This is a genomic window from Sneathiella litorea, from assembly GCF_009882915.1.
Taxonomy (GTDB): Bacteria; Pseudomonadota; Alphaproteobacteria; order Sneathiellales; family Sneathiellaceae; genus Sneathiella; species Sneathiella litorea.
Window position 1 is genome coordinate 173,658 of the sequence record NZ_WTUW01000001.1, and the last position, 20,678, is coordinate 194,335.

Sequence of the window (20,678 nt, forward strand, 5' to 3'; positions counted from 1 at the left end):
AGTTAAAGGGCGCCTTTATACTCAACTCCAGTGGCGCCTCGACAACGGACCAAAGCTGGTTCACCATGTTTATATAGCAGACTTAGCGTTGCAAATACGCTGCGGGCGATAGCGCTCATTGGCACAAGCCTGTTCCCAGTAGAGTTGAAATTTTCAGGAACGCCCCGCTTCGTTGCAGCTGGCCGAGACGACACCAATTTTAGGAAGTTTCTGCATACTGCCTTTCATACATTAAAATTATGCGCCTGCGACAGCTATCACAACTACATAACTCTTTTTCACCAAAATGTTTACGGATTGGCCTGCAGGTGAGACAATCCCCTCGACATTCTTTTTTTTAATATCTGTGAGGGGCCATATGCGGCTTATATCCCGTACTCTTTTAATTGCCGTCATGGCGACACTCCCCTTTCTCACTATTGCAAAAACAGCATCAGCACAATCAGCAGCAGGCGGCACGCCTTCTGCACCAGCTGTGCTGGTGGCAAAGGTTGAGGAAAAGAGTATTACTGATCAATCTGTGTTCTTTGGGCGGGTCGAAGCCACCGCACGCGTTCAAATAAATGCGCGTATAGAAGGTTATCTTGCGGAAGTCGCCTTCGTTGAGGGAAGCACCGTTCAGGAAGGGGATCTTCTTTTCACGATAGAGAAAGCTATATATGAGGCGAATGTGGCGCAGGCCCAAGCCAATCTTGCGAGTGCCGAAGCCGCTGCTAAACTCGCGAAACTGGACTATGAAAGGTCTAAACAGCTTGTCGCCCGCAAGACAGTTTCACAGGCACAGCTCGATCAGGATTTAGCGAAATATGAAGAAGCACAGGCCAATGTAGCCGCTCGTAAGGCGGAGCTATCCCTTACTGAAATCGACTTGGGATATACAGAAATCCGGGCTCCGATTACGGGGCGGATCGGTAAAGCAAATGAAACAAAAGGATCTCTGGTCGGCTCATCCGGTGAACCATTGGCTCTTCTGGTTGCGCAAGACCCCATTCATGTAGCCTGGCCTGTGCCAGACCGGCTGTTTATTAAAGTCACCAAAAACGGACTTAATACTTCTGATGTCAACGTCAGACTAAAACTACCTGACGGAACCATATACGATAAACTTGGGCGGATTATTTATGCTGACCCAAGCGCCAACAAAGCAACGAATACAATTACAGTGCGCGCTGAATTCCCAAATCCGGAAATGCTTCTTGTCGATCAACAACTTGTCAACGTCATTATTGAGAGCAAGGAGGCACAGTCATATCTTGTCATTCCGCAGGATGCACTCCTTCTGGATCAACAAGGCCCTTACGTCCTGATAGTCAACGCTGAAAATAAGGTTGAGGTAAGACGTATTTCGACCGGCGCCCAGCAGGGTCTTTCCCTAATTGTCACCAAGGGCCTCAAGCTTGGTGATCGCGTCATTACAGCGGGCCAGCAAAAAGTAAGAAATGGAATTACTGTAGCCCCCCAACTCGCTAGCCAAGGCGAGGGGAACTGATGCTTTTTGATTTTTTTATTCGTCGACCGAAGTTCGCAATGGTGATCTCCGCCGTTATTGTTCTTGCGGGGATACTTTCCATGTTCGTGATCCCGGTTTCCCAGTATCCGGATATCACGCCACCAACTGTCCAAGTTACCACCAGCTATTCAGGTGCAGACTCACGAGTGGTCGCAGACTCGATCGCTCAGCCCCTTGAAAGTGCGGTCAATGGCGTAGACGACATGATTTATATGTCGTCCGGGTCCAATTCGGATGGCAGTTATACCCTGACAGTCTCGTTCGAAGTAGGAACAAATCCCGACCTCGCTACTGTAAATACACAAACTCGGGTAAGTCAGGCTCTTTCCTCATTACCAGATACTGTTCAGCGGGATGGCGTAACTGTACAGAAGCAGTCCAACTCGATTTTGCAAATGTTCGGTTTTTATTCTGACAATGCAAGCCTCGACCAGCTTTTTATCAGCAATTACCTGACCATTAACGTCATCGATCAACTAAAGAGAATACCTGGAGTTGGCAATGCTGAGATTCTGGGAGCATCTTCATACGCAATGCGGATTTGGATAGATAATCCGACTCTGATGTCGAATTTGAAGATTACCAACCAGGATATCATAACAGCTATCCAAACCCAGAATATTCAAGCGCCTGCCGGGCGACTTGGGGCTCCTCCTATTTCTGACGAACAAAGCCTTCAGTTGACTGTCAACACAAAGGGGAGGCTCTCGACTGTTGCGGAATTTGGCAACATTATCTTACGCGCAGAAGATGATGGGTCTATTATCCGCATTAAAGATATTGCCCGCGTTGAATTGGGTGCCCAGAGCGCACAGCAAATGCTCAAGCTAAATGGCGCCGAAGCTGCGGGCGTCGCTATCTATCTTTCCCCCGGTGCTAATGCTGTTATCACGGCAGAAGCCGTGGAAGAAAAAATTGCGGAGCTTTCCGAAAGTTTTCCAGCAAACATGACCTATGAAAAGTTCGTCGACAGTGCAGAGTTTGTTGATGACATGATCTACAAAGTGGTTGAGACCCTGATTGAGGCATTTGTTCTCGTCGCAATTGTGGTTTTCGTTTTTCTTGGACGCTTTCGGGCCACCCTTATTCCGCTCTTTGCGGTGCCGGTCGCCATTATCGGCGCCATCGGGGTTATTTATGCGTTTGGGTATACGGCGAACATTATTTCCCTTCTAGCGCTGGTCCTTGCCATCGGTATTGTCGTCGATGATGCTATTATCGTCGTCGAGAATGTTGAGCGCGTGATGGAGGAAGAGCCCCATCTCTCCCCTGCCAAAGCTGCCCATAAAGCGATGACGGAAATTGCCGGATCAATTATTGCCATTACGTTTGTATTGTTAGCAGTGTTCATTCCGGTTGCCGTACTGCCCGGCTCTTCCGGCGTTTTATTCCGCCAGTTTGCGATCGCCATATCGGCCGCAATGGTTATTTCCGCCATTAATGCGCTAACTCTTGCCCCCGCTCTTTGCGCGCTTTTCTTGCGCCCAGGCAAGCCTGTCGTTTTCATGCGCCCCGTCACTGCATTTATCAACCGCGTTGGAGATGGTTATGCGCGCCTAATTAAAAGGCTCGTACGGGTATCCGCGATATCCATTGTGGTTGTAATTGGCATCGGACTTCTATCGGGCTATGGCATCAGTTCAACTCCGGCAGGTTTTGTTCCGCAAGAAGACAAGGGCTATGTCATGATAGTCTTCCAACTACCAGCGGGCGCATCTTTCAACCGGACCCAGAAAGTTGCGGACCAAACGGTAGAAGCCCTCAAAGGAGATCCCGCAGTAGAGATGATCGGACAGGTAGCTGGACTCGATCTATTAAGCTTCAGTAACGCTTCCAACGCAGGCGTTGTATTTTTAAATCTTAAACCATACGCAGAGCGGACGTCGCCAGACCTAAGTGCTACGGCCGTATTGCAAAGGGCCATGCCGAAACTTGCCGGTATCGCCGAAGCTGTTTATATCCCACTAAACCCACCCGCAATTGATGGACTGGGAAATGCTGGCGGTTTTCAATATATGCTTCAGGCACTGCAAGGACAAGAACCGTCCGAAATGGGCGCTGTGCTTCGCAATCTAGTTATTGCCGCAAATCAGGATGCCAATATTGCAAGCGCCTTTTCAACATTCGAGGCAAACACACCACAAGTCATCCTCGACCTTGACCGAGATAAGGCAAAGACACTGGGAATTGAAGTTTCTGACGTATTCAACGCCTTGCAAAGCCAGTTGGGTGGATACTATGTAAATGATTTCAATTTATTTGGTCGAACCTGGACAGTATATGTTCAAGGCAGCGAGGAGTACCGATCCAAGATTGAAAATATTTACGACATCCAGGTTCGTAATTCCTCTGGTGATATGGTGCCCGTTTCAAGTTTTGCAGAGGCTCGCCTAGGCAGCGGCCCGCGTCAAATCACACGGTACAACAATTATGAATCGGCCTCGATCTTCGGCAATCCAACGCCCGAGGCGGGACTGGGTGTCGCAATGGCGGATATGGAGAAAATATCTGCAAGTGAATTGCCAAGTGGGTTTGCCTTCGAATGGACGGGCCTCGCCCTGCAACAGGTTGAAGCGGCAGGAAAAACCCCACTCGTCCTCAGCCTTGCATTTGTTTTCGCCTACTTGTTCCTGGTTGCTCTTTATGAAAGCTGGAGTATTCCGCTCGCAATTCTGACTTCCGTTATAGCTGCGGTTTTCGGGGCCATTGCCGGGATAAGGATCGCTGGGCTTTCTTTTGACCTGTATGCGCAAATTGGCATCGTGGTCCTTATTGCGTTGGCAGCGAAGAATGCAATCCTGATTAACACTTTTGCGCTTGAACAAAGAAATATCGGCAAACCTCTGCTGGAATCAGCAGCGGATGGCGCTCGTTTGCGTTTTCGCCCCGTCATGATGACCAGCTTCGCCTTCATTATGGGGCTGGTACCGCTGGTTATCGCATCCGGCGCAGGAGCGGGAGCGATGGTCGCTCTCGGTGTGCCTGTGTTTTCAGGTATGCTGGCCGCGACAACGGTTGGAATGCTGCTGATCCCCATGTTATATGTCGCTTTCCAGTGGCTGAGAGAAAAAGCAGGCTGGATACCCATAGCCGAAAGATAGGACTGCTTCCATGACTAACGTCAACGCTACACCGGCTGTTGATCCGGTATGTGGCATGAATGTTATGCCTGACTCAGGCAAGCCGAGCCATGTCCATAATGATGAGAAATATCATTTCTGCTCTCAAAAATGTCACGACAAGTTTGTCGCCGATCCGTATTTTTACGTAAGCGGCAACCATAAGAAACGGCGAAAAACAGCCGCTAAAGCGACAGAATATACCTGCCCGATGCATCCTGAAATCATTCAGGATCACCCCGGCGATTGCCCGAAATGCGGCATGGCACTGGAGCCGATGGGCGCCCCCAGCGCCGACGACGGTCCAAACGAAGAATTGGTCGACTTCACACGCCGCTTTTGGGTGAGTACAGCACTTGCCTTGCCGCTTCTGATCCTGACAATGGGTGAGATGGTGGGCCTTCCGTTTGAAAGATGGATTGACGCGAAGCTCTCAACATGGGTCCAGCTTGTGCTTGCGACACCGGTTGTCCTCTGGGCTGCCATTCCCTTTTTCAAGCGCGGCTGGTCATCGATCATCAACCGCAGCCCCAATATGTGGACCCTGATAATGCTTGGCGTCGCCGCTGCCTATGGATTTAGCGTCGTGGCCACTTTATTTCCAACGAGTTTTCCAGCCTCATTCCAAATTGATCACGGTGTCGTCCCGGTTTATTTTGAGGCCGCCGCAGTTATCATAGCACTGGTCTTTTTGGGACAGGTGCTGGAACTCCGTGCGCGTGAGCAGACCGGCTCCGCAATTAAGGCGCTTCTTGATCTCGCCCCTAAATCAGCACGTCGGATCAACCCGGATGGATCTGAATATGACGTTCCGCTTGAAAACATTCTTGAAGGAGACACGCTTCGTGTACGCCCCGGAGAGAGTATTCCGGTCGACGGAATCGTGTTGGAAGGTCGTTCCTCGGTCGATGAGAGCATGATCAGCGGGGAACCTGTACCCGTTGAGAAGAACGAAGGCGATAAACTCACGGGTGGTACACTAAATGCGACCGGATCACTGGTCATGAAAGCCGAACACGTTGGTGCGGATACCATGCTCTCGAAAATTGTCGAGATGGTCGCCTCTGCCCAGCGGTCCCGCGCTCCCATACAAGGATTAGCGGACAGGGTTGCGGGCTGGTTTGTTCCGGGCGTCGTCATCATCGCCGTTATCGCTTTTATCATCTGGTCCTTTTTCGGCCCCTCGCCTGCCGTGATCCACGCGATTGTTGCCGCCGTGTCTGTTCTAATTATCGCCTGCCCCTGCGCGCTTGGTCTCGCGACGCCTATGTCAATCATGACCGCAACCGGGCGGGGCGCCAATGCGGGCGTCCTCATACGCGATGCGGAAGCGTTGGAACGTTTCGCGGCCGTTGACATACTGGTGGTTGATAAAACCGGCACCCTGACGGAAGGTCGCCCGAAGGTTACCGACGTCATCAGCCTCGATGACCAGGATGAAAATGCCCTTCTCGCCATCGCTGCCGGGCTTGAAAAAGGATCGGAGCATCCGCTTGCTGAAGCAATCGTATCGGGAGCAGAGGAACGTGGGCTCGACATCCCCACTGCATCTGACTTCAATGCCGTAACCGGTATGGGCGTCGAAGGACGCGTTAACGGGAAAACGGTGACCCTTGGGAACAGGGCCATGATGGAACGGCAGAAGCTTGATATGTCAGAAATCGAATCCAGAGCCGCGGATCTTCAAAATGAAGGCAAGACGGTGATGTATGTGACACGTGAGGGTGCACTCGCGGGAATTGTAGCAGTTGCCGACCCAGTCAAGGAAACAACGCAGGAGGCAATCGACGCCCTGCACAACCTTGGGATCAAGATAATCATGGCAACGGGCGACAATGAACGTACGGCAAAGGCTGTCGCCGCCCGTCTCGGGATTGATGATATTCATGCCGACGCACTGCCGGAAAATAAAAAAACTTTAATCGAGGAACTTCGAGAAAAAGGCCATCACATCGCAATGGCCGGAGATGGCGTCAATGATGCCCCGGCATTGGCCGCGGCCGATGTCGGCATCGCCATGGGCACTGGTGCCGATGTCGCCATGGAAAGCGCCGGCATTACACTGGTCAAAGGCGATCTCAACGGCATTGTTCGCGCCCGAAAGCTAGCCGTTGGAACACTTCAAAATATAAAGCAAAACCTGTTCTTTGCGTTTGCTTATAACGGCCTGGGAATCCCGATTGCAGCGGGAATTCTCTACCCATTCACGGGTACTTTGCTTTCGCCAATGATTGCAGCCGCCGCGATGAGCCTGTCCTCGGTTTCCGTCATTTCAAATGCGCTCCGGCTCCGCACAATAAAGCTGAACTAATATTGTGAAGTAGCGGGATTTTCCCTTTTGTTTTGCCTTCATATGTACCTATAGTGCGAAGTATTTTTGAAGACAGTAGCTTGAGGTGACCATGATGAGTGATAGTATTCCGCCAAAGCTCGAAGAAATGAGACAGAATATAGCCGCAGAGCTGGCCAAACATTGGAAGCTTTTTCTTTTTCAGGGCCTATTGGTTAGTTTGCTTGGGGCGACGGCAATCCTGGTACCGCAAGTTGCAACGCTGGCCATTGATCTCTTTATCGGATGGATATTTATATTCGGCGGTATTGTTCGGACCTTGACCTTGCTTCGATCACGTAGCCTGCCCGGCACCCTTTGGTCACTGTTGGCATCTGTTCTTGCTGTTGTTCTGGGCCTCTTGCTGGTTTTCAAGCCGACTGAGGGCGTTCTGACTCTCACCATGATCATGGTGGCGTTCTTCATAATTCAAGGGTTTTTCTCTATCCTGCTGGCCCTGCAGTTCCGGGCCCATATCCGCAGCTGGGCATGGACCTTGGTCAGCGGAGTAGTCGATCTATTTCTGGCCTATTTGATCTGGCGCGGCTGGCCAGATACGGCAAGCTGGGCAATCGGTTTGCTGGTAGGCATCAATATGCTCTTTGCCGGAATGGCGCTAATCTTTACGGCCCTCGCGGTTCGCAACGGTGCGCCGGACTAGTAAAAGGCTGTTAGGTTGTCGCTGCTATAAAATCGGGGACAATTCCGGAACGCGCGATGAGCCCCGGGATATCCATGCCCTTGAGAAATCCGTGATCCGTTACCAGCACCGTGCGGACCCCGGCAGCCGCGCCGCCAAGTATATCGGTATGTAGCGTATCACCAACCATCGCTATACGGCGTCGATCGATCCCTTTTGCTGCGACCGCTTCTAGCGCCCGTTCGAAAACATCGGAGAATGGCTTACCGTAGAATTGCGGTGAGATTCCTGTTTGATCCGCAATTTCATGTGCGAAATATCCGGGCTCCAATGACAATCCAACTTCCCGCGGGGCCACCAGATCAGGGTTACCAACGACAAGCGGTCGGGAGTTCTTTTGAATAGACTGCCGAAGGAGCTCTTGCTGTTTTACCGTCCACTGCGCTGAACTCAGGAGCAAAAACGCGTCGACCTCATCAAATCCATCTGGATTGTCCCCAAGCAGCCGGAATGTGCAGGGAAGCTCAGAAAGTCCAGATTGGGATGTCGCGGCAACGCCCCATATATAGTCTCCTGGATAAACCGCGAGCGCGGCGATCGCTGCGTCGCGACTTGAAATCACCTGTTCCTTAGTCAGGACAAAACCAAGCTCGCGGTATTTCTTGAGTGCATTGGCCGCATCATAAGTTGCACTATTGGTCAGCACGAAAACCTGCTTCCCGAGTCGTGAGAAGGTCTCAAGCCTTGAGGCCGCGCCTGGTATCGCGCTCTCACCCACATTCAGCACCCCGAAGGCATCGAGCAGGAAAATATCGATCTGGTCAACAAGGGCCTCAAGATTTTCAATTGCGACACTCGCTGTTGGAAATTTCGCCGTCGGAAGACGAGGCCGGATCGCCTCATAACGTTCGAAAATTTCTGGCGCAGTAACGGTTGGAAACGACATATTTTAAAAACCCTTGCGAGATGCCATTTAAGAAGAAGTTAATCTTTACTTATGCCCACCTTAAACCGTATTGTTTATAAAAATAAGAAAAAGGGAGAGGCATGTGAACGATCTTGAATTCACAGGAAAAACTGCGCTTGTTGTAGGCGGATCCAGCGGAATAGGCAACGGCATTGCTCACGCTTTAAAAGACCGGGGGGCTGAAGTTCATGTCTGGGGAACCCGCGCCAGCGCCACTGATTATGATGACACCGAAGGTTCTAATCTAACGGGACTTCATTACAATCAGATGGATGTAAGCGATTTTCAAGCAATTGCCGACTATACGCCGCCCTTTAATAAGCTGGATATTCTGGTTTTATCCCAGGGTATAGTCGTCTATAGACGCGGCGAGTTTGAAATGCCGGGCTGGCTGAAGGTCATCGATACTAATCTCAACAGCCTCATGGCCTGCGCATCGAAATTCCACGACATGCTTGCTCAAACAAGCGGCTCCCTTGTCATTATCAGTTCCACTGCCGGCTATCATGCGACCAAGGGGAACCCAGCGTATAATGCGTCGAAAACCGGTGCAATAGGTTTGACCCGAACCTTGGGGCAAGCTTGGGCTGGTGACGGCGTTCGGGTTAACGGTGTTGCCCCGGGACTTGTGGATACGAAACTAACAAAGGTAACAACTGATAACACGAAACGCCGCGAAGCAGCGATCGCAACAATTCCGCGAGGGCGCCTCGGCACACCCGAGGATATAGCGGGCGCCGTCTTATATCTCGCCTCTCCACTCGCCAGTTATGTTGTTGGACAGACAATTGTCGTTGATGGCGGGCTCATTCTCTAACTCTACAGATTAGAAAAGAAGGAAAAACGGATGGCGAAACTTTCAAAGCTGAGCCGGTCGATCGCCGGAAAAACCGCTCTTGTGACAGGTGCGGCAAGCGGCATGGGTCGTGCAACCGCTCATCTTTTTGCTGATGAAGGGGCAAATGTCGCCGTCACCGATCTTACAGAAGACGGCGTTCAAAAGGTCGTCGATGAAATCCGCAAGGCAGGCGGTTCCGCTGAAGGATGGGTCCTAGACGTTGCGAACAAGGAACAGATTGAATCCGTTGTCACGACTATCGCGGGCCATTTTGGTTCGCTTGATATTCTAATCAACAACGCTGGCTTCTCTCATCATATGTCGGTGGAGGATGACGGGTTCGAGGAGAACTGGCAACGACATATGGATGTCCTTTTAACCGGACATGTACGCATGGTCCGGGCTGCCCTGCCTCATTTAAAAGCATCGGGCGCGGGCCGGATTGTCAATATTGCCTCTACTGAAGGTCTTGGTGCGACACCAGAGATTGCGCCCTACACCTCCGCAAAGCATGGAGTTATCGGCCTCACCCGTTCCCTCGCCGTGGAACTGCCCAAATACGGCATTACGGTTAATTGCATCTGCCCGGGCGCGATACACACTGGCATTACGGCTCGCATCAAGGATGAACATAAGGAGATATTCTCCCGTCGCCGTATTCCGCTGAAGCGATACGGAGAGCCCGAAGAAGTCGCCCATGCAACCCTGAGCCTGGTTTTACCCGCAGCCTCCTATATCAACGGAGTTGCGTTACCTGTGGATGCCGGCTTGACGATCAAAAACGCATAAAAGGCGCGCGCGACAGGTTGCGGTAAAGGGAGGAGACGCCCCTTCGTTTACCGCCCCTGTTATTTATGTGCACTCCTGCTCTCAGTGCGCGTCCCGGCATTTAATCATACGAAGCGGAGTGTACTCAATAACGACCTCACCTCTCTGGTTTACAATATTGTTTCGCGTCCGGACCAATCCGCGTGTTCCCTTCTTCGTCAGGCGCGCCTCTATAACTTCGCATTCCACATGGATTGTATCTCCAGCGAAAACGGGCGCACGCACATCAAGCTCCATATTCAGAAAAGCCAACCCCGTATGTTGCATGGTTGATTGAACGAGCAGGCCTTCCGCGATTGTATAGGCAAGCGCACCTGGCGCGACCCGGCCACGAATGTCCGAATGTTCGTTCAAATACTCCATATCCGTAAACAAAACCTCGGTCATGCCGGTGCAGTTGATGAAATTGACTATATCAGCCTCTGTCACCGTCCGACCAATCGTCTGGAATTTTCGTCCGAGTGGCAGTTCCTCATAGTGCAGGCCCAATCCAACGGTTTCCATCTCTTCTCCTTTATTATTGCTATTTGAGAATGATCACTAAAAATGTTTTTAATCTTCTGGTGCTTTCGCCACTACCAGCCATATTCCACTCAGGAAGACGATTGCCGCCATCAAACTGTAAGCCTGCCAGTAATCAGCAAGATTTCCAACTATAAGGCTAAAAATAGTGGGCAGGATCAGGACACCGGCAAACATGGCCGCGGAACCGAGTGCTGTCGCCTCGGTTCTGTACTTTCCGCCATATGCAGCAAATGCACCATAGGCAATACCCGTATATCCGCTTGCGGTCGCGCCCGCGACAATGGAAATTAACAGAATAGGCCATATTGACCAGCCGTCTGATATCTGTCCAGCGGCAACTGCTGCGGCTGCCATGACGACCCCGAGCAACCCAAGTAACCTGATAGAGGAAATATAACGATCTGCCAGCCACCCCCAAAGCGGACGACTGGTAACCCCGGAAATTTGGTAAAGCGCCAGCACCTGCCCTGCGGCGACCAGATCAAGGCCCGTTCTATTCGTCAGATGCAACGCCATAAAGCCGATAAAACAAAGTTGCATACCTGTATATGAAAAACTTGCAAGAGCGAGTAGTCGCATCAGTTTGCTGTCACGCAAGAGATAAAGCGGTCGCCAAAGCTCGGCCTTGAATAAGCGATGCGCTTTGTTTCTGTCCTTGTCCCAGCTCTTACGATAGATCTGAAACGACAAAAGGAGCAGAACGGCTGGGAGAACCTGAGCCCAAAAAGCTATCCGCCAGCCAAAATTAACAGCGAGCATAGGAAGTAACAAAGCCCCAAGCACACCTCCCAGGGGCACTCCAATCTGCCGAATGGAAAAAACGAGATTAAGAACATTGGGCCTCGTGCGCGGCACCAGAAGATGGGTTGAGACAGGCGCTGTCGCGCCATATCCAACTCCAAGAACAAAAGCGCAGAGCGCTAGCGCGCTAAAGCCGCCCGAGCCTGCAATGATAAGCATGGCGACAACACCCACCATAACAAACTGTCCTACCCGAACTGCCCCGAACTTCTGGATAAAGTCAGGCGAGAGCAGCGCGGAGAAAATACCGATACCGTATACTGTGGAGACAAAGAACCCGATAAGATGCCCGTCCACACCAAGATCTTCAGCAATTTTCGGTGCAAGCGTAGGGGCCGTAAACGCCGCCATCGTCGCCAAGGTTTGCATGGCTAGAGTCAGGGTCAATGGGCCATAAGGAATGCCAGCTGCGATTCCCTTGTTGCCTTCAGGCTCGCCCTTGCGGCCGGACGCCTCCATCTCCTAAGACCCGTCTTTCCATGCACCTTTTGAACGAGCCAGGAACTTCTTGGTCGCTGGCTGTTCGTTGAGCATTCTTCCCCATTTCGCACATATTTTCGTGAGGCGTTCCGGCTCTACGCCAAGCTGCGCCATCGCGACACCACCATTAACGGATTCACGATAGTCGGAGATTAATCCATCCCTGAGTTCAAACCGACTCATTCCATCGATCACAACCCGCTTTCCAGCAAATTCCGGCACAGCCGATGTGAAACTGGAAAGCGACCAGGCATAGGCGAGATTGCCATCGCATATGGGGTCAAACATTTCCCATCGATAGTCCTCTCCTGCATCCCGATGAAACATGTCTGTCATCATATGAGCTATTTCCGCCCGACCCTGATGATCACCATAGACATAGTCATGATAGATACCGTCCTCTGTGAAGCAGGCGGCGAAGGCCTCTCCATCTCCGGCTTCAGCTGCACTCGAAAAACAGTTTAGAAGCTCTCCAAATTCGGGCGTATTCATTATTTGCCTCTTTTTATTGTTATTCTATTTACAGCATGCTTTATGATATACGCTCAATCCAGAAAATAAGAAAAAAAGCGAATTAAAAATGAACGAATTCTCCCTACTCCACTATACCGTGAAAGATGGAATTGCCGATATTATTCTCGACAACCCACCGGCCAATGTCATAAATCCAAAAATGACGTCGGAGTATTTTGCGGCGCTCGATTTGGCGAATACCAACCCGGATGTCAAAATCATAATTATTTCGGGCAGGGGCAAGGGATTGTCTGGCGGTGTTGACCTGAAGCTGCTGGATACTTACGGCCCAACGGAAATGAAAGCCTTTCTCTCCCGCTTCTATGTTGAGATGATTGACAAGGTTCGTGCATTATCAAAACCCATTATGGCATCAGTACATGGTTACGCCATGGAAGGGGCCTGCACGCTCGCTTTCGCCTGCGATATGGTCATTGCCTCGTCGGATGCGAAATTCGGCTATCCCGGCGTTCCCAATCTTGCGGCGCCTCCCGGTATGCATGTTTGGTTTTTGCAGCGGTTGATTGGCCGCATGAAAGCTGCGGAATTGATATATACAGGCGATACCATTTCCGCAATTGAAGCGGAGCGGCTGGGTATGATTACCCGCGTTGTTGCACCAGAAGACCTGACATCAGAAAGCCGAAAACTAGCATCAAAAGTCGCGGAAATGTCGCCTGTCGGCCTGAAATCGGCACGTGAATTGATCTATCGCATGGAAAATATGGACTTTAAAACCGTCCCGGGTACGGCCCTAGATGCAGTTGCTCTTGCATTTGCGTCGGAAGATAGCAAGGAAGCCCGCCGTGCCTTCGTTGAAAAGCGCAAACCCGTCTGGACAGGGAAATAGGGCTGAAAATTCATGTAAACTTTCAGCCCTGAATTCAAGCTCGATTATGCCGCTGTAAGGCTGTTGAGGCGCCCTTTGATGATTGCTTCCGCCTCAGTCATGATTCGGTCAATCAACTCCTTACAGGTCGGGTTATCATGGATCAGGCCCGCAACCATTCCGCAACTCCAGGCCCCCGCATTCATATCACCTTTCTGCATCACCTTTGGATAGACACCGCCCACCAGATCAACAATATCCTCGATCTTGGTATTCGCGCCCTTCTCGCGTTCAATCTCGAGAACCTTTTCGACGGCGGGGTTATCAAGTACACGTTCGGTATTGCGAAGCGGGCGCATAATCAGCCGAGTATCCAGTTCTGACGCGGCAATGATGGTATCCTTAACATTCTGATGAATGGGTGCCTCTTTCGTCACCATGAAGCGTGTGCCCATATTGATGCCGTCCGCGCCCAGCGCCAGTGAGGCGACAAGCTGTTGCGCATTACCTATGCCGCCTGAGGCGACAAACGGGATGTCCAGCTCTTCCGCCGCGCGCGGTAGCAGGATCATGTTCGGAATATCATCTTCACCTGGATGACCGCCACATTCGAAACCGTCAACACTGACCGCGTCACAGCCAATCCTCTGGGCCTTTAATGAATGTCTGACCGAGGTACATTTATGAATAACCTTGATACCGGCGTCCTTTAACGCAGGCATATAGGCTTCCGGACTACGGCCTGCGGTTTCAACAATCTTGACGCCACCCTTGACGATCGCCTCGATATATTCTGGATAAGGCGGCGCCGCAAAGGTTGGCAGGAATGTCAGGTTGACGCCAAAGGGCTTGTCCGTCATGTCTTTGCACCGCGCAATTTCATTCGCGAGGTCGGCAGGAGTTTTCTGTGTCAGTCCCGTGATAATACCAAGACCACCCGCGTTAGACACGGCCGACGCAAGCTCGGCGAGACCAACAAAATGCATTCCACCTTGGATGATCGGATGTTCAATGCCAAAAAGTTCGGTTATTTTTGTTTTCATGGATGCCTCCAGTTAATTATTATTTTTGTTCTTTATAGGAAGCGATCTCTCACGCGGCAACAGCCAGTCGCAAAAAGCTTTCCTTGTGACCGATTATTTAACGACCTGCCTGCCCAATTGGCAATCATCAATTGTTCTTTTTGGCATTAATTATTTTTGAGCTCCGGCGCGCACTAGAATCGCATCGAAGTCGGTGCCCTCTGGCAAGGTTCCATATGCGCCGGACCAATAGTCACCCAGACGCGAGGCGCAGAAGGCGTCTGACACGGCAGCGGGCGCGTGCTGGACAAGCAAAGCAGCTTGCCAGGCGAGCGCCATCATTTCTGTTATCCGCCGGGCGCGCGACTCAAAGTTGCGGGTGTCGGCAACTTCCGTCTTCAGACGCGCAATATGGCTATCAAGCTGGCGACTACCACCCTTAGCTTGCTCAATTTCCGCAAAAAAGGCAGGCAATGCGCTTGCATCTTTGTAAAGTGTCCGCAACACATCGAGACAAATGACATTGCCAGAACCCTCCCAGATACTATTGACCGGCGCTTCTCGATACAATCTCGGTAAAATACTTTCTTCAATATAACCGGGACCTCCGTGGCATTCCATCGCCTCATAAACATAGCCTGGCGTCCGCTTGCAAATCCAATACTTCCCAACCGCCGTCCCGAGGCGCGCAAGTGCCGCTTCCGCTGTATCTGTCTCTACTGAACCTATCGCGCGGCCAAGGCGCAAGAAAAGAGCCGTCGCCGCCTCCGATTCCAACGCGAGATCAGCAAGCACATTCTGCATCAATGGTTGCTGGATCAGCTTCTTCTGAAAGGCGGAGCGATAACTCGCATGGTGAATTGCCTGGGTCAACGCCTGGCGCATCAATGCCGCGGAACCGACCGCACAATAGTAGCGTGTTCCTTGCACCATCTCGATGATTGTAGGTACGCCTCGCCCCTCTTCCCCCAGCATCAAGCCCCAGGCGTCGACAAATTCCATTTCGCTGGACGCATTCGATTTATTCCCAAGCTTGTCTTTAAGGCGCTGAATATACAAACCATTGCGAGCACCATCAGGACGCCATCGAGGCAGTAGAAAGCAGCTAAGTCCATTCTCCGTGTAGGCAAGAGAGAGAAAGGCATCTGACATGGGCGCCGAGCAAAAGAACTTATGCCCGGTCAGGATATAGGGTGCGCCCGAACCACGGGCTGATCCTTCCGGTATTGCCTTTGTTGAATTGGCGCGCACGTCAGACCCACCCTGCTTCTCCGTCATGAACATACCCATGGTAATGCTTTTCTTTTCGCTTGCCGGGATATCGCGTGGGTCATATTCCTTCGCCAGCAAGCGGGGTATCCATTCATCTGCAATTTCTGGCGTTGCTTTAAGGGCCGGTAATACCGCGTAGCTCATTGCCATCGGACAAAGAACGCCGCCCTCAATCTGGTTGAGAAGATAGGAGAGCGCTCCATGAGCCACATGATTTCCTGCCCGCGAGTTGTTCCATGCAAAGCTCGGCACGTCATTGGCAATCGCAAGATCCATCAGGCTATGGTAGGCTGGATGAAAGGTCACCTGGTTGATCCGCATACCGTTGCGGTCGAAGGCTTTCATTTCCGGCGGATATCGGTTGGCCTGATTGGCCCATTCAAGCGTTTCTTCTGATCCTACCTTAAAGGCAAAATCAATGATCTCCCGTTCAGCCCATCCGGCCCCTTCCCGAAGCAACCCTTCCTGCAACGGCAGATCATTACCATAGAGATCCTGATCCCCCAGTATCGGCGGAACATTAGTCACGTCATGGGTCGGCAGATTGGAAATCGGACTACGGATAGTCATCATGGTGCTCCTATTTCTTATAAAAGCGCGATTGTCCTCTCTATATGGGGCGGAGTATCACTCTTGCCAAACCACTTCGTGGCGAAGTGTATACGATCCCAGCCGCTCAGCGATTTGGTTCCCTAGCGTCGCTTTATCTGCACCAGAAACTATAATCGTCGCCAAACTACCATGCACAGGATGGTTATCAACACCAACCACGATTGAAACTCCGCTGCCTTTGAGGGGTTCAAGTTCTGCTGTGAAAACCTTCTCCGCTGCATCGTGACGCAAGGCCGGCTTGAAAATTTTACCAACACCAGTGAGCGGCATCGCGTCGATGATCGTGAGGTCTGCCGGATTAGCTGCTCTTTCCGGAATTCTCTCACGCGCAAAATCCTTAAGTTCCTCAATCGTCACCTTAATATCCGGCTTAAGCTGGACATACGCGACAGGAATTTCGCCCGCATATGAATCTGGACGGCCTACTGCCGCAGCAAGCTCAACAGCCGGATGTTCGTGCAGGGCCTCCTCTATGATGGAGGGATCAATATTATGGCCGCCCCTGATGATAATATCTTTCGCGCGACCCGTGAGCCAAATATATCCATCGGCATCAATTCGACCGAGATCTCCAGAGCGAAACCAGCCATCTCGCGTGAACGTTGTCTGATTATATGCTGTCTGGACATAGCCCGACATGACGCAGACGCCTTTCATAATGATCTCCCCAATTTCATCGGGCTCGGCAAATCGCTCAATATTTCCGCCTTCATCAATATGGGCCGCCTCAATATCAACAAACGGCAACCGCAGCCCGACCGACCCGAACCGCGCCTCCCCCTGTTGCGGTTGCATTGTTGTGAAAGATGTCACCTCCGTCATGCCGTATCCTTCGAGCATCGGCACTTCCGAAAGATCACTAATCGCCTTCAAAACCTCAATCGGTGCCGCGGACCCGCCAGTGAGCCCCGCCCGGAGCGTACTGATATCGGCATCCCCCACCGGAATGTTCAGCAGCGCGGACATCATTGTTGGCACGCCGCCAAGAACCGTGATGCCGTATTTCTCGACGAGCCTCCAGTAATTGCCAATAACCTGCGGATCACGAAACCCTTGCGGGCTTGCTATTACCAAAGTCGCGCCATTTAACATGGGGACAAGACCGACAACGATTGATCCGCTGATATGAAACATGGGCAACCCGGCTAGCAGGCAATCCGTGTTTGAATAACCGAGGCCGAAAGCGCTAATCGCAACCTGGGAAAGTTGCATTCTGTTGGTATGCGGCGCAAGTTTTGGAACGCCGGTCGTCCCCCCTGTGTGATAATAGCCGACCACGTCATCCAGCGCGTCATTGCGCGGGCCATTGATGCCACTTGCATCCTGCTTGGCGATCAGTTCATCATATGGGAATATCTTTTTGCCGTCACATTCTGCACCGCCACCAAGAACATAAACCGCTTTGAGGCTAGGCATTCGCTCAATGACGTAGGCCGCCTTCTCCCATAATTCAGGGCTTAACGCCGGGCCCGTCGCAATCAGAATTGTGGCATTGGCCGCTTCGGCGATCCCGAGGATATGATCCGGCTCCAGCAGGGGATTAACCGCATTGACCATCCCAACCGCTTCGGCGCCAAGCATAGTGAAATAGGCCTGCGGACAAAGCGGAATGAGATAGGTTACCGTCTCGCCTTTATGGAGGTCCGCGGAAAGAAACAGATTAGCCGTTTGATTGACCTTGGCGAGCAATTCACGATAGGTGATTGCCTTACTTTCACCCATTGGGTCTCCCGGCGGTAGGGCAATCAAGGCCGGTTTATCTGAATATTGCTCAACCGCCGCACAAAATGCGTCATAGACATTTTGAAACGGCATCCATTTTTCAATCGGTGTTTCTTCAAATTTCTCCACGTCTTTTAGGTTGAAGAAAGGCAAATTGAATTCACTGATGGTTTTCACCATTCTTGTCCTCCCATAATTTCACCATTGCTTCTTCTTTTGAGGACGTTAATCCATCCTTCTTTTAAGGTTCATGATGCCAGATACAGCGCAGGAAACAATCAGTAATTGCGCTAAACAGACTTTAATCCCCTGCCAACCCGCGGCAGAATAATTGCTCCTTTCCCCAATCCTTGTATTATGCACGAGCGTCCTCCCTGGCAGATGGAGGTCAAAATGTCCCAATCTCGCCTCTGCTGCATATCGATGAAATCACTCATCCAATTCTCCAGCACGGCACGGCTAGAGCTAAGATCCAAGGACCACTAACGATCGCCGAGTGATATCGTCTTTGGAGTTCTTTGGCCGTTAACGCTCCAACTGAAAACAGTACCGAAGTGGCCGGACATGTAAACAATATAGGGGCTCATGTTTTTATGCTCGCCCGCTACACCCGAAGGTGTTTATGCTATCAATGCAGGTTATCTTGATAAGAGACCCCTCGGAACATCGGCAATAAGGGAACAGGTTCAAAAGCAATATGAAAGATTTCTCCCGGTTAAACGCGCTTACAATTGGATCGGCAACTATTGATGTTATTGCCTCGGTCGATGACCGGGATATCGAACGGATGACCATGCATAACGCCACGTCGTCTTTTCTACTACTCGAGGAAGGCCGGAAAATAGATGTAAGCTCCATCAAGTCTTCAGTTGGTGGAGGCGGGACTAATTCAGCCGTAGCTTTAGCGCGGCTTGGATACCAGACGACCGCTCTCGTTCGGATCGGCAAAGACTTGGAGGGCGATAAAATTAGGGACGTACTCGCATTGGAGAAAATCAATACCGAGCTGATGATAACGGACGATAACTTACCGACTGGCCAGGCGATTATGGTCATGTCCCATGTTCGCAACCCAACCATCTTCACGAACCGAGGATCCAATACTGCGCTCCGTGATGACGAGATTAAACCGGATCTCTTTAAAAACAGAAATCTTGTGTATATCGCCAGCCTCTCCGGCAACTCCGCTGCCTGCCTTACGAAAATTACCCGCCTGGCAAAGGAAGCAGGTGCCTTTGTTGCGACAAACCCTGGTATCCGCCAGATTACCTATTGGTCCGGTGACATTATCGAGGCGTTATCCCATGTCGACTTACTGTCGATTAATGCCGTCGAGGCTGAACAGCTTGCTCTTACACTCTTGCCCAAGGGTCAACTGGCGCAGTCTGAAAGAATAAGTGGAGATGGCCCTGAACTTTTAGAGAAGGGCCTGGGCGGACGGTCATTTGAAAGTTTTATACGGGAAGTATGCAAAATCGGACCCAAAATAGTTCTTGTCACCAATGGTGCCGAGGGGGCCTATGCAGGAACGCCTGACGGCATTCGCTTTCATCCCGCTGGCAAATCAGAAGTAAGCAATACAGCAGGCGCCGGTGATGCGTTCGCAACAACTTTTTCTGCCTATGCGGCCGTTAACAAAGACCTCGATATATGCCTCAAGGCGGCGACAGCAAACGCCCTCTCTGTAATTGCGGCGCCAGATACGCAAGGAGGGTTGCTTAAAAAAACAGAGATAGACGCTGCCGTCTGTGCTTAGCCCTACAGGCGGCTAAAATTTTATAGCCCCTTTTGCTGCCTCTGCTCAGCCTGAATATTTTATGACTATGTGATCCTTTAACGTAATAGCTTCGTATGAGTTGATATCACGTTATGGTCTGGTCGCCCCTCATGGCTCGATTTTATACTCTAGGAGAGCGGTATGTTTAAGAATTTGTTTGTGATTTTTTCGCTGGTTATAGGAATTCAACTTGCTTCAGCCGGCGTCAGCATAGCTGCCAACCCGGAAGTCGGCGAAGTTACTCGCCTGCAAAGTAATGCGACCATAGTGCGCGATGGTAAGACCATTCCAATGGAAGTCGGCTCAATAATAATGGAGAACGACGAGATCAACTCCGAGGATATGGCCCGCATAGAAATTACGTTTATGGATGGAACAACTCTCCTGATAGGCGAAAATGCGCGCATTGAAGTTGATCAATATATCTATGACCCGGACAATAGCATAGGCAAGGCCATAATTGGTGCGCTTCAGGGTCCCTTCCGCTTTATCACCGGCAAAATAAGTGAAATGAAGAACAAGCAGGTGGAGATCAAAAGCAGCGCGGCAACAATCGGAGTGCGCGGCACTGATTTTTGGGGAGGGCCTCTGCAGGGAACTTATGGAATATATCTGTTTGAAGGGACGATTGTCATCTTTAATGCCGAAGGGGGACGGATTGTCAGCACCCCGGGAACCGGTGTAAATCTCGATGGTATCAATAAAACTCCCGGTGAGGTTACCGTATGGGATGCAGCACGCGCTCAGGCTGCAGTTGCGACCATTACATTTAGATAGGGACTGCAAAATTCCGCTTCCTCTGATCTAGAAATACCTGCAGGTGATCATAAAAAAAGTAGTGCGCCCCCAATCCCTGTCGCCCTAAAGATATGCAATGCGGCGTTCGCTTTCGAC

16 protein-coding genes are annotated in these 20,678 nt (G+C 51.1%); 9 read left to right on the forward strand and 7 right to left on the reverse strand.

Going from position 1 to position 20,678, the window contains the following annotated elements; all coding sequences use genetic code 11:
* Window positions 1-358 precede the first annotated feature (358 nt).
* From GQE98_RS00840 to GQE98_RS00855, 4 genes are all read left to right on the forward strand, one after another.
* Window positions 359-1,489 carry an efflux RND transporter periplasmic adaptor subunit gene (locus tag GQE98_RS00840; RefSeq protein WP_161313660.1) on the forward strand — a complete coding sequence of 377 codons (1,131 nt, stop codon included), beginning with the start codon at window positions 359-361 and terminating at the stop codon, window positions 1,487-1,489.
* Window positions 1,489-4,611, forward strand: coding sequence for an efflux RND transporter permease subunit (locus GQE98_RS00845; RefSeq protein WP_161313661.1), 3,123 nt, complete (start codon window positions 1,489-1,491; stop codon window positions 4,609-4,611). Before GQE98_RS00840 ends, GQE98_RS00845 begins: the two co-directional genes overlap by 1 nt.
* 10 nt (window positions 4,612-4,621) lie before the next feature.
* Complete coding sequence (locus tag GQE98_RS00850) at window positions 4,622-6,940, forward strand: heavy metal translocating P-type ATPase (RefSeq protein WP_161313662.1); 2,319 nt, start codon at window positions 4,622-4,624, stop codon at window positions 6,938-6,940.
* 91 nt (window positions 6,941-7,031) lie between these two features.
* Window positions 7,032-7,619, forward strand: coding sequence for an HdeD family acid-resistance protein (locus tag GQE98_RS00855; protein ID WP_246157137.1), 588 nt, complete (start codon window positions 7,032-7,034; stop codon window positions 7,617-7,619).
* A 10-nt stretch (window positions 7,620-7,629) separates the two neighbouring features.
* Here GQE98_RS00855 and GQE98_RS00860 read toward each other — a convergent pair whose 3' ends face one another.
* Window positions 7,630-8,544, reverse strand: coding sequence for an HAD-IIA family hydrolase (locus tag GQE98_RS00860; RefSeq protein ID WP_161313664.1), 915 nt, complete (start codon window positions 8,542-8,544; stop codon window positions 7,630-7,632).
* 103 nt (window positions 8,545-8,647) lie between these two features.
* On the opposite strand from GQE98_RS00860, the gene GQE98_RS00865 reads away from it, so the two are divergent.
* Together GQE98_RS00865 and GQE98_RS00870 are read left to right on the forward strand one after the other, a co-directional pair.
* Window positions 8,648-9,382, forward strand: coding sequence for an SDR family oxidoreductase (locus GQE98_RS00865; RefSeq protein WP_161313665.1), 735 nt, complete (start codon window positions 8,648-8,650; stop codon window positions 9,380-9,382).
* Between the two features lie 30 nt (window positions 9,383-9,412).
* The gene (locus tag GQE98_RS00870) at window positions 9,413-10,192 is read left to right on the forward strand and encodes an SDR family NAD(P)-dependent oxidoreductase (RefSeq protein ID WP_161313666.1); all 780 of its coding nucleotides are present in this window, start codon (window positions 9,413-9,415) and stop codon (window positions 10,190-10,192) included.
* 81 nt (window positions 10,193-10,273) lie between these two features.
* On the opposite strand, the gene GQE98_RS00875 is transcribed toward GQE98_RS00870, so the two are convergent.
* The 3 genes from GQE98_RS00875 to GQE98_RS00885 are packed head-to-tail and all read right to left on the reverse strand — an operon-like array spanning window position 10,274 to window position 12,529.
* Window positions 10,274-10,735 (reverse strand): FAS1-like dehydratase domain-containing protein, encoded by a 462-nt coding sequence (locus tag GQE98_RS00875; RefSeq protein ID WP_161313667.1) that lies wholly within the window; start codon window positions 10,733-10,735, stop codon window positions 10,274-10,276.
* Between the two features lie 48 nt (window positions 10,736-10,783).
* Window positions 10,784-12,016, reverse strand: a complete 1,233-nt coding sequence (locus GQE98_RS00880; RefSeq protein ID WP_161313668.1) for an MFS transporter — start codon at window positions 12,014-12,016, stop codon at window positions 10,784-10,786.
* A 3-nt stretch (window positions 12,017-12,019) separates the two neighbouring features.
* Window positions 12,020-12,529 (reverse strand): nuclear transport factor 2 family protein, encoded by a 510-nt coding sequence (locus GQE98_RS00885; RefSeq protein WP_161313669.1) that lies wholly within the window; start codon window positions 12,527-12,529, stop codon window positions 12,020-12,022.
* 88 nt (window positions 12,530-12,617) lie between these two features.
* Between GQE98_RS00885 and GQE98_RS00890 the strand changes: the two genes are divergently transcribed.
* A complete protein-coding gene (locus tag GQE98_RS00890; protein ID WP_161313670.1) occupies window positions 12,618-13,400 on the forward strand; it encodes an enoyl-CoA hydratase/isomerase family protein in 783 nt (260 codons plus the stop codon).
* A gap of 44 nt (window positions 13,401-13,444) precedes the next feature.
* Here GQE98_RS00890 and GQE98_RS00895 read toward each other — a convergent pair whose 3' ends face one another.
* From GQE98_RS00895 to GQE98_RS00905, 3 genes are all read right to left on the reverse strand, one after another.
* Window positions 13,445-14,422 carry an NAD(P)H-dependent flavin oxidoreductase gene (locus GQE98_RS00895; RefSeq protein ID WP_161313671.1) on the reverse strand — a complete coding sequence of 326 codons (978 nt, stop codon included), beginning with the start codon at window positions 14,420-14,422 and terminating at the stop codon, window positions 13,445-13,447.
* 150 nt (window positions 14,423-14,572) lie between these two features.
* Window positions 14,573-16,243 (reverse strand): acyl-CoA dehydrogenase family protein, encoded by a 1,671-nt coding sequence (locus GQE98_RS00900; protein WP_161313672.1) that lies wholly within the window; start codon window positions 16,241-16,243, stop codon window positions 14,573-14,575.
* Between the two features lie 57 nt (window positions 16,244-16,300).
* Window positions 16,301-18,187: an acyl-CoA synthetase gene (locus GQE98_RS00905; RefSeq protein ID WP_161313673.1), complete on the reverse strand. Its 1,887-nt coding sequence runs from the start codon at window positions 18,185-18,187 to the stop codon at window positions 16,301-16,303.
* A 517-nt stretch (window positions 18,188-18,704) separates the two neighbouring features.
* Here GQE98_RS00905 and GQE98_RS00910 point away from each other — a divergent pair.
* Together GQE98_RS00910 and GQE98_RS00915 are read left to right on the forward strand one after the other, a co-directional pair.
* Window positions 18,705-19,763, forward strand: a complete 1,059-nt coding sequence (locus tag GQE98_RS00910) for a carbohydrate kinase family protein (protein WP_161313674.1) — start codon at window positions 18,705-18,707, stop codon at window positions 19,761-19,763.
* A 162-nt stretch (window positions 19,764-19,925) separates the two neighbouring features.
* Window positions 19,926-20,561, forward strand: a complete 636-nt coding sequence (locus GQE98_RS00915) for a FecR family protein (protein ID WP_161313675.1) — start codon at window positions 19,926-19,928, stop codon at window positions 20,559-20,561.
* Window positions 20,562-20,678 lie beyond the last annotated feature (117 nt).

What these genes read in the sequence shown, in the direction of transcription:
- GQE98_RS00875 (WP_161313667.1), bottom strand. Translation starts at nt 10,735, where the DNA reads ATGGAAACCGTTGGATTGGGCCTGCACTATGAGGAACTGCCACTCGGA.
- GQE98_RS00905 (WP_161313673.1), bottom strand. Translation starts at nt 18,187, where the DNA reads ATGGTGAAAACCATCAGTGAATTCAATTTGCCTTTCTTCAACCTAAAA.
- GQE98_RS00840 (WP_161313660.1), top strand. Translation starts at nt 359, where the DNA reads ATGCGGCTTATATCCCGTACTCTTTTAATTGCCGTCATGGCGACACTC.
- GQE98_RS00900 (WP_161313672.1), bottom strand. Translation starts at nt 16,243, where the DNA reads ATGACTATCCGTAGTCCGATTTCCAATCTGCCGACCCATGACGTGACT.
- GQE98_RS00915 (WP_161313675.1), top strand. Translation starts at nt 19,926, where the DNA reads ATGTTTAAGAATTTGTTTGTGATTTTTTCGCTGGTTATAGGAATTCAA.
- GQE98_RS00895 (WP_161313671.1), bottom strand. Translation starts at nt 14,422, where the DNA reads ATGAAAACAAAAATAACCGAACTTTTTGGCATTGAACATCCGATCATC.
- GQE98_RS00850 (WP_161313662.1), top strand. Translation starts at nt 4,622, where the DNA reads ATGACTAACGTCAACGCTACACCGGCTGTTGATCCGGTATGTGGCATG.
- GQE98_RS00860 (WP_161313664.1), bottom strand. Translation starts at nt 8,544, where the DNA reads ATGTCGTTTCCAACCGTTACTGCGCCAGAAATTTTCGAACGTTATGAG.
- GQE98_RS00890 (WP_161313670.1), top strand. Translation starts at nt 12,618, where the DNA reads ATGAACGAATTCTCCCTACTCCACTATACCGTGAAAGATGGAATTGCC.
- GQE98_RS00855 (WP_246157137.1), top strand. Translation starts at nt 7,032, where the DNA reads ATGATGAGTGATAGTATTCCGCCAAAGCTCGAAGAAATGAGACAGAAT.
- GQE98_RS00880 (WP_161313668.1), bottom strand. Translation starts at nt 12,016, where the DNA reads ATGGAGGCGTCCGGCCGCAAGGGCGAGCCTGAAGGCAACAAGGGAATC.
- GQE98_RS00885 (WP_161313669.1), bottom strand. Translation starts at nt 12,529, where the DNA reads ATGAATACGCCCGAATTTGGAGAGCTTCTAAACTGTTTTTCGAGTGCA.
- GQE98_RS00870 (WP_161313666.1), top strand. Translation starts at nt 9,413, where the DNA reads ATGGCGAAACTTTCAAAGCTGAGCCGGTCGATCGCCGGAAAAACCGCT.
- GQE98_RS00910 (WP_161313674.1), top strand. Translation starts at nt 18,705, where the DNA reads ATGAAAGATTTCTCCCGGTTAAACGCGCTTACAATTGGATCGGCAACT.
- GQE98_RS00845 (WP_161313661.1), top strand. Translation starts at nt 1,489, where the DNA reads ATGCTTTTTGATTTTTTTATTCGTCGACCGAAGTTCGCAATGGTGATC.